The sequence below is a fragment of the Mycobacterium sp. genome, assembly GCF_044370595.1.
GTDB lineage: Bacteria > Actinomycetota > Actinomycetes > Mycobacteriales > Mycobacteriaceae > Mycobacterium.
The window spans coordinates 1-12,068 of sequence record NZ_JBILVF010000103.1 but is presented as its reverse complement, the minus strand read 5'-3'; the positions used below and the strand labels follow the sequence as shown (position 1 = coordinate 12,068).

11 protein-coding genes and 2 pseudogenes are annotated in these 12,068 nt (G+C 66.5%); 1 reads left to right on the top strand and 12 read right to left on the bottom strand.

The window, feature by feature from the left end; genetic code table 11:
* The 6 genes and pseudogenes from ADBZ5N_RS13175 to ADBZ5N_RS13150 all read right to left on the bottom strand — a co-directional run.
* Positions 1-607: pseudogene (locus ADBZ5N_RS13175) on the bottom strand (hypothetical protein); the annotation flags it as partial.
* A 135-nt stretch (positions 608-742) separates the two neighbouring features.
* Positions 743-1,933 (bottom strand): elongation factor Tu, encoded by a 1,191-nt coding sequence (tuf, locus tag ADBZ5N_RS13170; RefSeq protein WP_526257995.1) that lies wholly within the window; start codon positions 1,931-1,933, stop codon positions 743-745.
* A gap of 112 nt (positions 1,934-2,045) precedes the next feature.
* The gene (gene fusA / locus ADBZ5N_RS13165) at positions 2,046-4,148 is read right to left on the bottom strand and encodes an elongation factor G (RefSeq protein ID WP_526257993.1); all 2,103 of its coding nucleotides are present in this window, start codon (positions 4,146-4,148) and stop codon (positions 2,046-2,048) included.
* 66 nt (positions 4,149-4,214) lie between these two features.
* On the bottom strand, positions 4,215-4,685 hold the full coding sequence (rpsG, locus tag ADBZ5N_RS13160; protein WP_526257991.1) for a 30S ribosomal protein S7: 471 nt from the start codon (positions 4,683-4,685) through the stop codon (positions 4,215-4,217).
* A complete protein-coding gene (gene rpsL, locus ADBZ5N_RS13155) occupies positions 4,685-5,059 on the bottom strand; it encodes a 30S ribosomal protein S12 (RefSeq protein WP_007167812.1) in 375 nt (124 codons plus the stop codon). Before rpsL ends, rpsG begins: the two co-directional genes overlap by 1 nt.
* A 247-nt stretch (positions 5,060-5,306) precedes the next feature.
* A complete protein-coding gene (locus tag ADBZ5N_RS13150; RefSeq protein WP_526257989.1) occupies positions 5,307-5,921 on the bottom strand; it encodes a TetR/AcrR family transcriptional regulator in 615 nt (204 codons plus the stop codon).
* A gap of 92 nt (positions 5,922-6,013) precedes the next feature.
* On the opposite strand from ADBZ5N_RS13150, the gene ADBZ5N_RS13145 reads away from it, so the two are divergent.
* Positions 6,014-6,403, top strand: a complete 390-nt coding sequence (locus ADBZ5N_RS13145) for a DUF3060 domain-containing protein (RefSeq protein ID WP_526257987.1) — start codon at positions 6,014-6,016, stop codon at positions 6,401-6,403.
* On the opposite strand, the gene ADBZ5N_RS13140 is transcribed toward ADBZ5N_RS13145, so the two are convergent.
* The 6 genes and pseudogenes from ADBZ5N_RS13140 to ADBZ5N_RS13115 form a co-directional block, all read right to left on the bottom strand.
* Positions 6,400-7,188 (bottom strand): crotonase/enoyl-CoA hydratase family protein, encoded by a 789-nt coding sequence (locus tag ADBZ5N_RS13140; protein WP_526257985.1) that lies wholly within the window; start codon positions 7,186-7,188, stop codon positions 6,400-6,402. The two genes, ADBZ5N_RS13145 and ADBZ5N_RS13140, sit on opposite strands and share 4 nt — an antisense overlap.
* The gene (locus tag ADBZ5N_RS13135; protein WP_526257983.1) at positions 7,185-7,916 is read right to left on the bottom strand and encodes a PaaX family transcriptional regulator C-terminal domain-containing protein; all 732 of its coding nucleotides are present in this window, start codon (positions 7,914-7,916) and stop codon (positions 7,185-7,187) included. The genes ADBZ5N_RS13140 and ADBZ5N_RS13135 overlap by 4 nt, the downstream gene beginning before the upstream one ends.
* Before the next feature lies 1 nt (position 7,917).
* The gene (locus ADBZ5N_RS13130; RefSeq protein ID WP_526257981.1) at positions 7,918-8,829 is read right to left on the bottom strand and encodes an enoyl-CoA hydratase/isomerase family protein; all 912 of its coding nucleotides are present in this window, start codon (positions 8,827-8,829) and stop codon (positions 7,918-7,920) included.
* 34 nt (positions 8,830-8,863) lie between these two features.
* Complete coding sequence (locus tag ADBZ5N_RS13125; protein WP_526257979.1) at positions 8,864-10,492, bottom strand: acyl-CoA dehydrogenase family protein; 1,629 nt, start codon at positions 10,490-10,492, stop codon at positions 8,864-8,866.
* A 47-nt stretch (positions 10,493-10,539) separates the two neighbouring features.
* A complete protein-coding gene (locus tag ADBZ5N_RS13120) occupies positions 10,540-11,289 on the bottom strand; it encodes a deoxyribonuclease IV (protein ID WP_526257977.1) in 750 nt (249 codons plus the stop codon).
* 428 nt (positions 11,290-11,717) lie between these two features.
* Positions 11,718-12,068, bottom strand: a pseudogene (locus tag ADBZ5N_RS13115) (IS1634 family transposase); the annotation flags it as partial.

The window sequence follows — 12,068 nt, the reverse complement described above, 5'->3', positions numbered from 1 at the left end:
CTGCGGCGGATTGCGCGGCTGGTACGGCGTTCGGCAACTGCGACAGCATCGCCTGGCCATTGTTGGAGTAGGCGGCGAACAGGATCAGATCCCCCAGCGCAATCGCGGCGGAGTTCAGCGCACCAGCGCCCGACCCGACGGCCGTGCCGGTGATCGACCCGGCCAGATTGGCGGCCGTCGCGTTGGCCTGGCTCTGGATGTAGGGGGCAAGCGCAGCAGCCCAGTCGATGGTGGGGGCGGAAGGCAGTTCGGGCAGCGACGGCAGTTGCAGGGCCGGAAGCGCAGGTGCGGCCGGCAGGGGCACCGCGGAGCCGCCATTGGGCAGGGTGCCGCCCTGGCCCGCGAGCGCGCTGGTGTCCGCGGAGCCCACCCCGGCAGCGGACGGCTCCGCGCCGAGGCCGAAGTCCATGCCTGTCGACGAGTCAGATTCGGCCGGGGCTTCCCGCGGCTGCGTGGTCGGCGCCGACGGCACCGGCTTCAGCGCGGCCGGCGGCGGGGTGGATTCGTCGGAGAACAACACCACCACCGCTCCGCCCAGCAGGGAGACCACCAAGGCCGAGGCGGCTGCCAGACGCACCCGCCGAGACCCCTCGACGCCAGTGCGCATGATGCCCTCTCCTGATGGAATGCAACCCAGCGAGGGGTCGCGCGAACCTGCCTAGCCTATCACCGCCGGAAGCCGAAAGCGGCGCCCGTCTGGTCGACGGACGCCGCTTTCGCACAGGTCAGACCTGCTTTGTGATCACTTGATGATCTTGGTCACCCGGCCAGCGCCGACGGTACGGCCGCCCTCGCGGATCGCGAAACGCAGACCCTCGTCCATGGCGACGGGCTGGATCAGCTTCACCGAGATGTCGGTGTTGTCGCCGGGCATGACCATCTCCGTACCCTCCGGAAGCGTGACCACACCGGTCACGTCGGTGGTGCGGAAGTAGAACTGCGGACGGTAGTTGTTGAAGAACGGCGTGTGCCGGCCGCCCTCGTCCTTAGACAGGATGTAGACGCTGCCCTCGAAATCGGTGTGCGGCGTGGTTGTGCCTGGCTTCACGATGACCTGACCGCGCTCGACGTCCTCGCGCTTGACGCCGCGGACCAGCAGACCGACGTTATCGCCGGCCTGACCCTGGTCGAGCAGCTTGCGGAACATCTCGACACCGGTGACGGTGGTCTTGGTGACGCCGGGACGGATGCCGACGATCTCGACCTCTTCGTTGACGTTGACCACGCCACGCTCGACACGACCGGTCACCACGGTGCCGCGGCCGGTGATCGTGAAGACGTCCTCGACGGGCATCAGGAACGGCTTGTCGGTGTCGCGAACCGGATCCGGGATCGACTCATCCACCGCATCCATCAGATCCTCGACACTCTTGACCCACTTCGGGTCGCCCTCGAGAGCCTTCAGCGCCGACACCCGGATCACCGGGGCGTCCTCGTCGAACTCCTGGGCGGCCAGCAATTCGCGGACCTCCAGCTCGACGAGCTCGAGGAGCTCCTCGTCATCGACCATGTCGGACTTGTTCAGCGCGACCAGGATGTAGGGCACGCCGACCTGGCGGGCCAGCAGCACGTGCTCGCGGGTCTGCGGCATCGGGCCGTCGGTGGCGGCGACCACCAGGATCGCGCCGTCCATCTGGGCGGCACCGGTGATCATGTTCTTGATGTAGTCAGCGTGACCGGGGGCGTCGACGTGCGCGTAGTGGCGCTTCTCGGTCTGGTACTCCACGTGGGAGATGTTGATGGTGATACCGCGCTGACGCTCCTCGGGCGCGTTGTCGATCTGGTCGAACGCACGCGACTCGTTCAAATCGGGGAACTTGTCATGCAGAACCTTGGTGATAGCCGCGGTCAGCGTCGTCTTGCCGTGGTCAACGTGACCGATGGTCCCGATGTTGACGTGCGGCTTCGTCCGCTCGAACTTCGCCTTCGCCACTTCTGTGTCCTCCTGGACTTGTTGGTGCTTTGGTTAAGCAGTTGGTTGTTATTCAGTTGTCTTGTCCAGCAACCGCTTTAGGCGCCAGACCCGTTTGGGCCGTTCACTTCGTTCACTGGCCGGTCGCCTTCGCGATGATCTCCTTCGACACGTTCGCCGGTACTTCGGCGTACGAATCGAAAACCATGGAGTAGTTCGCCCGGCCCTGGGTCTTCGACCGTAGGTCGCCGACATAGCCGAACATCTCCGACAGAGGTACCAGCGCCCTGACGACGCGTGCACCGCTGCGCTCCTCCATGGCCTGGATCTGACCACGGCGGGAGTTCAGGTCGCCGATCACGTCACCCATGTAGTCCTCGGGTGTGGTGACCTCGACGGCCATGATCGGTTCGAGGATGACAGGCTGCGCTTGCGCGGCAGCCTTCTTCAACGCCTGCGAACCGGCAATCTTGAAGGCCATTTCCGAGGAGTCGACGTCGTGGTAGGCGCCGTCGAGCAGGATGACCTTGACGTTGACCAGCGGATAACCCGCGAGCACGCCGTACTGCATGGCGTCCTGGGCGCCGGCATCCACCGACGGGATGTACTCACGCGGGATGCGTCCGCCGGTGACCTTGTTCTCGAACTCGTAGGTCGCGCCGTCCTCGCCGACGAACGGCTCGAGGGCGATGAGGACCTTCGCGAACTGACCGGAACCACCCGTCTGCTTCTTGTGGGTGAACTCCACTTTGTCGACCGCGCGCTTGATGGTCTCCTTGTAGGCGACCTGCGGCTTGCCGACGTTGGCCTCGACCTTGAACTCGCGACGCATCCGGTCGACCAGGATGTCGAGGTGAAGTTCGCCCATCCCGCCGATGATGGTCTGGCCGGTCTCGTGGTCCTGGTTGACCTTGAAGGTCGGGTCTTCCTCGGCGAGCTTCTGGATGGCCAGGCTCAGCTTCTCCTGGTCACTCTTGGTCTTGGGCTCGATAGCGACCTGGATGACCGGATCCGGGAAGGTCATCGACTCCAGGACAACCTGGTTGCTCGGGTCGCACAGGGTGTCGCCGGTGGTGGTGTCCTTCAGGCCGATCACCGCGTAGATGTGGCCGGCACTGGCCGTCTCCACCGGGTTCTCCTTGTTGGAGTGCATCTGGAACAGCTTGCCCAGCCGCTCCTTCTTGCCCTTGGTGGAGTTGATGACCTGCGCGCCGGAGTCGACCTTGCCGGAGTACACCCGCACGTAGGTGAGCTTGCCGAAGAACGGGTGGGTGGCGACTTTGAACGCCAGGCCGGAGAACGGCTCGTTGACCGAAGGATTGCGGACGACCTCGACATCCTCCTTGCCGGGGGCGTGCCCGACGGCCGGCGGCACATCCAGCGGGGAGGGCAGGTAGTCGATCACCGCGTCGAGCATGGGCTGTACACCCTTGTTCTTGAACGCGCTGCCGCACAGCACCGGGTAGGCGTCGGAGTTGATGGTCAGCTTGCGCAGTGCGCCTTTGATCTCTTCGACGGTGAGTTCCTCACCACCGAAGTACTTCTCCAGCAGCGCCTCGTCAGTCTCGGCGACGGCTTCGAGCATCTTGGTGCGATACTCGGCGGCCCTCTCCACCATGTCGGCGGGGATGTCGACGACGTCATACTTCTCACCGAGCTTGGTCTCGCCGCGCCAGACCTTGGCCTTCATCTCGACGAGGTCCACGACACCCTCGAAGTCACCCTCCGAGCCGATCGGGAGCTGGATCGGGATCACGTTGGCGCCCAGGCGCTCTTCCATCGTGCGCACCGAGAAGTAGAAGTCCGCGCCGATCTTGTCCATCTTGTTGACGAAGCAGATGCGCGGCACGTCGTACTTGTCGGCCTGACGCCACACCTGCTCGGACTGCGGTTCGACGCCTTCCTTGCCGTCGAAGACGGCGACCGCACCATCGAGAACACGCAGGGACCGCTCAACTTCCACGGTGAAGTCGACGTGGCCCGGGGTGTCGATGATGTTGATCTGGTTGTCGTTCCAGAAGCAGGTCGTCGCCGCCGACGTGATGGTGATGCCGCGCTCCTGCTCCTGCTCCATCCAGTCCATGGTGGCGGCGCCGTCGTGCACCTCACCGATCTTGTAGCTGATACCGGTGTAGAAGAGAATGCGCTCGGTCGTGGTGGTCTTGCCGGCGTCGATGTGCGCCATGATGCCGATGTTGCGGACCTTCTTCAGGTCGGTCAGCACGTCGAGTGCCACAGGTCTTCCCAACTCTTTCGGTGTTGTTGCGGTCTTCGGTTGCGCCCGCCGTCGGCGGGCGGTGAGTCACCAGCGGTAGTGCGCGAACGCCCGGTTCGCCTCGGCCATCTTGTGGGTGTCTTCGCGTCGCTTGACGGCGGCGCCGAGGCCGTTGCTGGCATCGAGAATCTCGTTGGCCAGCCGCTCGACCATGGTCTTCTCCCGGCGGGCCTTGGCGAAGCTGACCAGCCAGCGCAGCGCGAGGGTGGTCGAGCGATCCGGACGGACCTCAACGGGCACCTGGTAGGTGGCACCGCCGACGCGGCGGCTGCGGACCTCAAGAGCAGGCTTGACGTTGTCCATCGCCCGCTTGAGGGTGACGACGGGATCGGTGCCGGTTTTGTCCCGGGCCTGCTCGAGGGCGCCGTAGACGATGCGCTCGGCCAGCGACTTCTTGCCGTCAAGCAGCACCTTGTTGACCAGCTGCGTCACCAGCTGCGAGCCGTATACCGGGTCGTTGACCAGCGGACGCTTGGGAGCGGGCCCCTTGCGTGGCATCAGCTCTTCTCCTTCTTCGCGCCGTAACGGCTGCGGGCCTGCTTGCGGTTCTTCACGCCCTGGGTGTCCAGCGAGCCGCGAATGATCTTGTAGCGCACACCGGGCAGGTCCTTCACGCGACCGCCGCGAACCAGCACCATCGAGTGCTCCTGCAAGTTATGGCCTTCACCCGGGATGTAGGCGGTGACCTCGACCTGGCTGGTCAGCTTGACGCGCGCCACCTTGCGAAGCGCCGAGTTCGGCTTCTTCGGGGTGGTGGTGTACACGCGAGTGCACACACCGCGGCGCTGCGGGCTGCCCTTGAGGGCCGCGGTCTTGACCTTGGCGATCTTGTCGCGGCGACCCTTGCGGACCAGCTGCTGAATGGTTGGCATCTACCGGCTTTCTCTCATCCTCAAGTCTCTGTACTGCAGTTTTACCCCCGTCGCGTACCCCGCGGCCGGGTGTGTCGCACGCAGTGAGCACCGGTGAGAAACCGATGCATACTGGACATGCGAATCGGCCCGGCGCGCGCGTGCGTCCCCGCATGCGCCATATCGGCCAGGCACGTGACCTGACGATACCAGGCTGAGGACCCGCCTCCAAAATCGTCCGGGCCGGCCCTTAGCGCAGGTCAGGGGGTCAACCGTTTCGATGGGCCATCCCGGTGGCCAGTCGGCGCACCATGTCGGTGAATACCGCGTCGGTGTCCACTTTGACGGCGCGGAGGTCCTCCCCGGCCACCATCCCGACGTCCATCACCCCGGTCATTTCCAGGAGCACGAAACCGTGCAGTGCGGCCCAGAACTCCAACGCGGCGTAGAAAGCGTCTTCGCCGTCGAGGCCGTAGGAAGACAGCACCGAGATCACCGGTGCGGCCGCCGCATGGGAGGCCGAGGTGAACTCCGGGTCGTCTCCCCCGAGTGGCATCCGGGTGAATGCGGAGTACCGACCGGGATGGTGGTGGGCGTAACTGCGGTAGGCGCTGGCCATGGCGATCACCGCGTCGTCGCGGGTGCGTCCGGCTCCCACCGTGTTCAGCATCTGCAGGATGTCGTCGATCACCCGCATCCGCACGGTGCGTCGCAGATCCTCAAGGCTGTCGACGTGGTTGTAGAGCGAAGGCCCCTTGGTACCGAGTTGCGTGGCCAGGGCGTTGATGGTCAGGCCGTCCCAGCCCTCACGGTCCAGGAAGGTCAGGGCTGCGTTGACGATCGCCTCGCGGCTGAGCTTGGGTGACTTGGCTCGGGATGTCATGCGATGTCGCCTCCTCCCGGCGACGATCAGCCGAGCCAATCCTGCACCGTCCGACCACAAACTCTAGACCGGTGGGGGTATGAAGAAAGACGATGCCCAAGTACCTGCCGAACCACTCCGCCGCGGCGCTGGCCGCGGTGACGCCGATGCTGGCGCTGACACTGGCGGGCTGCGGCTCCGGGGACGACGAGCCCAGCACGCGGACCGCCGTCGGCAACCTGATCACCTACGGATCGTTCGGCACCTCCGCCGACATCGACTGCGGGCGGGGCAAGTCGCTGAACGTGGGCGGCTCGAACAACACCCTGAAGGTGTTCGGGGACTGTGCGTCGGTCAGCGTGACGGGTGCGGACAACACCATCACTCTGGAGCGAGTCGATGGAGAACTGACGGTCGTCGGCCTGAACAACTCGGTGACCTACAAGGCCGGCCAGCCAGCGGTCGACGACTCCGGTGTGGGAAACCGAGTGAACCGGGGTTAGACCGGTTCACCGTGCCGGCCGGCGCCGTCGGCGAAGCGCCTGGCTCCCTGGATCGTCTCGGCGGCCACGCGTGACAAGCTGCCGAATTCGAAAACCATCGCGCTCGCCTGCGAGTGTCCCCACTGATGCAGCGTCGAGAGCCGGTCGGCGCGCAGGCAGCCCTGCGGCAGGCGGGCCAGTTCGGCGGCCAGCTCCTCAGCGGCCCTGCGGGATTGGCCCTTCGGCACCACCCGGTTGGCCAGCCCGATGGCCAGCGCCTCGTCGGCGTCCACCGGCCGGCCGGTGAGGATCATGTCCATCGCGCGGCTGTGTCCGATCAGCCGTGGCAGCCGCACGGTGCCGCCGTCGATCAGCGGCACCCCCCAGCGCCGGCAGAACACCCCGAACACCGCATCCTCCTCGACGACCCGCAGGTCGCACCACAGCGCCAGCTCCAGCCCGCCGGCGACGGCGTAGCCGCTGACGGCGGCGATCACCGGTTTGGACAGGACCATGCGGGTAGGCCCCATCGGCGCCAAAGCCGCTCGGTCTGCGACATCGGGTTCCCCCCGCGGCGGGTGGATCGGGTTGGAGTTTGGTGTGCCGATGGCCTTGAGATCGGCTCCGGCGCAGAAGGTTCCGTGATCACCCCACAGAACAGCCACCGCGGCGGTCTCGTCGCGGTCGAATTCGGTGAAGGCGTCGAAAAGAGCCGACGCGGTCGGTCCGTCGACAGCGTTTCTGGCGTGCGGACGGTCGAGGATGACAGTCGTCACCGGTCCGTCACGGACCACGTTCACACTCATCGGGCCTCCTGTAATCGGGCGCCCACCAGTCCGTCGCGCCGCGCCGCCAGAAGCGAGGCGAAGTCGGCATAGACCTGGCGCAGTTCATCGGCGGGCCAGTGGACCGGGAGCAGTTCGGCGGGGAGTACCGGGTCGGTCAGCAGGTGGCGGACCATGGCCGCGGCCACTATGAAGCGGTCGGGAATGTCTGTGGCGCCATTCATTTCGCGCAGCAACCGCCTTCCCTCGCTGGCCCACCCGGGCAGGTCCCACAGCGCGGCCGCGAGGTCGGCGGGCGCTTCGTCACGGGCGTGCATCACCCGCACCCGGCCGAGCACCTCCCCCGGCAGGTCTTCGTTCAGGTTGTCCGGACGCAGCCACACCCCCTCGCGCAGTTCCCCGAATCGGCTGTGCAGCAGCGTGGTTCGCAGTGCGGCGCGGGAGCGGGCGTCGTTTCCCACCGAGGTCACCACGACGGTCAGCCAGTCACCGTCCCAGGTGCGGGTGACCGGGTTCAGGGCCGCGTCCTGGCGGCGTTGGCGGCCCAGCAGCCGGGCAGAGAGCCGATAGCCGTCGTCGGAGCGCACCAGGTCACCGGCGGTGACCATGCGGGTCAGCGCGACCCGCAACGTGGTCTCCTTGATGTCGAAATCGGCGCTGAGGCGCAGCAGTTCGGCCGCGGTGGCCCAGGCCGGGTGGGCGCCGAGCAGCACCGAAAGGACCACCGAGCGGGCCGTCATGCGGGGCATCTCAGACCCCCGAGGCTTTTCGCCCGTGGTCGCCGAACGGCTCGTCGCGGTGGCGGACGGCTTCCCGGAAGCCGTGCTCGCGGGCTTCGGCGACAAATCCGTGCCCCTCCGGAGTGTGCCGGGCGATGCCGTCGAACACCGTGCTGACCATCCGGCTGGTCACCACGCCCTGCTGGTAGAGCGCGGTGTTGAGCGCCAGTTTCGCCATGATGAGTTGATTGACCGGGACGGCGGCGATTCGCTGCACCAACCGCTCGGTGCGCTCGTCGAGGTCGTCGGCATCCGGGGCTTCCACCGCCAGGCCCCAGTCGGCGGCCTGGGCCCCGGTGATGCAATCCCCTGTCAGCAGAAGGCGTTTGGCCCGCTGATCGCCGAGGCGGTGCGCCCACAGTCCGGCAGCCGGGATACCCCATACCCGGGTCGGCGGATAGCCGATCTTGGCATCGGCGGCGGCGATCACCTGGTCAGCGTGCAGGGCGATGTCGGTGCCACCGGCGATGCAGTAGCCGTGAATCTTCACCACCGTGGGTTTGTCGGCGTGCATCAGGCTGGCGAACCCGCGCATGAACCGGCTCATCATCTGGTAATCGAGCATCGGATCCCACGGCTGGTTCGGGAGGTGGTTTCTGGCCTGGGTGTGGCCGTCGAGCACCGTCCCCGTGCGGTCCGATCCGAACGACGGACCGTCGGCCATCCCCTCCGCGTAGGCGGACAGGTCGAACCCGGCGCAGAAGCCCGCACCGCGCCCGGACACCACAATGACGTGCACCGCCGGGTCGAGGTCGGCGCGCTCCACGCACGCCGCCAGTTCCGCCGGGGTGGCGGCGACGATCGCATTGCCCCTCTCCGGGCGGTTGAAGGTGATCCGGGCGACCCGATCGGTGACCTCGTAGGTCATCGTGGTCAGGTCCATGACGACCCCCGCGGCGCTTGGGCGAGCCGGGGCCTCATCCCTTCACCAGGGCGCGTTCGATGATGGGTGCCAGATCCAGCCCGGCCGGCAGGGTGCCGAACGCACCACCCCAGTCACCGGCCATCCGGGTGGCCAGGAATGCATCGGCGACCGCCGGGTGGCCGTGCCGCACCAACAGCGAACCCTGCAGGGCCAGGCTGATGTCCTCAGCGACCTTGCGGGCCCGATACTCGATGGTCGCCAGATCAGCCAGACTCGCCTGCAGACCCTCGACGTGGCCGTCAAGCCGGGCGTCCTGGCCGGCGGTGGTGGAGAGCTCGTCGAAGAGCACCTCGACGCATTCCGGCCGGGTGGCCATGGCCCGCAGGGTATCCAGCGCGCTGACGTTGCCGGAGCCTTCCCAGATGCCCATCAGCGGCGCCTCCCGGTACAACCGGGGCATGCCGGACTCCTCGGCGTAGCCGTTGCCGCCCAGGCATTCCATTGCCTCACCGGCGTGCGGTGTGGCCCGCTTGCAGACCCAGTACTTTGAAGCCGCCAGACCGATACGGCGCAACAGGGTCTCGCGCTCGTCGCCGCGGGTCGCGGCATCGGTCGCACCGGCCATCCGCATGGCCACGATGGTGGCAGCCTCGGCCTCCACGGCGAGGTCCGCGATCACGTTGCGCATCAGCGGCTGGTCAATGAGGTAGGCGCCGAACGCTTTCCGGTGCTGGGCGTGGTGGATCGCCCGCATCAGCCCCTGGCGCATGCTGGTGGCGCTGCCCAGCGTGCAGTCCAGCCGGGTGAGGTTGACCATCTCGATGATGGTCGGCACCCCGCGGCCCTCCTCGCCCACCAGCCAGGCGGTGGCGCCGTCGTACTCGATCTCGCTGGAGGCATTCGCGTGGTTGCCGAGCTTGTCCTTCAGTCGCTGTATGAACATCCGGTTGCGGGTCCCGTCCGGCAGGATCCGGGGCAGCATGAAACAGCTCAGCCCGTCCGGGGCCTGGGCGAGCACCAGGAAGATGTCGCCCATCGCCGCGGAGGTGAACCACTTGTGGCCGGTCAGGGTGTAACTGCCGTCCCCGTTGGGGACGGCCTGGGTGGTACCCGCCCGCACATCGGAGCCGCCCTGCTTCTCGGTCATCGACATGCCAGCGGTGATGCCGACCTTGGTGGCCGGGATCTTCAGTTCCGGGTCGTACTCGCGGCTGGTGAGCAGGGGTTCATAGATCGCGGCCAGTTCCGGGTTGTGCCGCAGCGCCGGGACGACGGCGTAGGTCATCGAGATCGGGCAGACGTGGCCGGGTTCGGGAGTCCACACGCTCATCTTGGCCGCGCGCACCACGTGGGCGCCGGGGCGGCCATCGGCCCAGGGCGCCGCGTGCAGGCCGTGGGCGATCGCGGTGCGCATGAGTTCGTGGTATGCCGGGTCATACTCGATCTCGTCGATCCGGTGGCCGTAGCGGTCGTGGCTGTGCAGGATCGGCAGGTTGCGGTCGGCCAGGTCACCCCAGCGCTGTGCGGTGGCACTACCGGCGATGGCACCCAGTTCGGCGACCTCGTCGACGCCCCACCCGCCGCCCTCGCGGATGAGGGCCTCCATCAGCACCGGTGAGGTGGCCGGGTTGTGGTCGAGCAACGGCGGGACCTGGTTGGTGACGACGTGGGTGTCGGGCATATCTCAGTGTTACATTTCACCGACAGTCGCACAAGATACGTAACAGCCTAGAGGTTCTCCCGCAGGAAGGCGATGTCGCTGCGGCGACCCTCGTCGGCGGTCTCGCAGATCACCGGCGCGCCCGCCGCGCGGACCACCGCGACCAGCAATTGCGGGTCGATCTGACCGCTGCCGAAGTTGGCGTGCCGATCGGCGCCCGAACCCGCCGCGTCGCGAGAGTCGTTGCAGTGCAGTAGGTCGATGCGCCCGGTGATCGACATGATCCGCTCGACGGCGTCGATCAACTCCTCCCCGGCGGCCCAGGCGTGGCAGGTGTCCAGGCAGAAGCCGATCCCGGTGTCACCGATGCGATCCCACAACCTAGCGATGGTGTCGAAGTGCCGGGCCATCGCGTGCGTACCGCCGGCGGTGTTCTCCAGGTACACCGGCATGTCGGTCTTCAGCGCGGCGATCGCCTTGGCCCAGCGGTCGATTCCGGCCTCGACGTCCTTGTCGTCGGCGTGCCCGCCGTGCACGATCACCGCCGTCGCGTTGATCTCGGACGCGGCGTCGCAGGTGTCCTGCAGGATCTTGCGGCTCGGGATGCGCACCCGGTTGTTGGCGCTGGCCACATTGATCAGATAGGGGGCGTGCACGTAGATCGGGATCGGTGAGCGGCGCAGCAGGTCGGCGTCCTCGCGCGGCGGGGGTTTCTTCCAACTCTGCGGGTCGCCGAGAAAGAACTGAACGGCGTCGGCCTCGTCCTCCAGCGCCCCCTGCAAGGGGTTGTCGCTGCGCACATGCGAACCGATCAGCACATAACCTGCCTAAACACGTCTAAGAATCTCTCTTGATGTCGAAAAACTCCCCTGCTCCACGGACGATCCGCCGGTCGTTGAATCCCTTGTACCCGTCGTGTTCGACGCGGCGGGACTTCCCCGTCATGTGCAAGAAAGCCTCTCTTTTGGTGAGTGGCCGCTTCTCTTTCGCCACGACCCTACGCGCTACTGCTTGCCATCGGGTTTGTCGATATCCACGAGGAACGTTTTTGTTGGAATGGCTCCGCCAACGAACATGGTCTCGATATCGCTGAACGGAAGTGGGCCCTCATGTGGCCCGGTCCGAGGGAACTCCTAAGAGGCCGCCCAGAATTGCACACTACTGGCTGCTGATAACTCGTTCACCCGATTGAGGTGCTACGTGACGAGCTTAACAGCACACACCGGCAGACCCGACTTGGCTCAAATTAGTGCGCACCGTCGCCGCGGATTTTGAGCAGAGCGGTCCGCAGGTCATCGGGTAGCGGGTCGGCGGCGGTGATGGCGTGCTTGCCGGCTTGGATCGTGATGGTGCGATAGCAGCGTGCGGTGCGGACGAACTTCTTGATGCTCCAACCGGTTTGGGTTTCGATGTGGTGGCTGACGGCCATGGCGGCCAGCACGATGCTCAGGTGGGCTTCGATGGAATCGCGCAGGCGGTGGTAGATCGGGCGGGCTTGCAGGTCGTGCTTGGACATCCGGAAGGCCTTCTCGATCTGCCAGAGGTGAGGTTGGTGGTGTGGCCCTTCCAGCCCGCTAGGACGCGGGTCTTGGCCTCC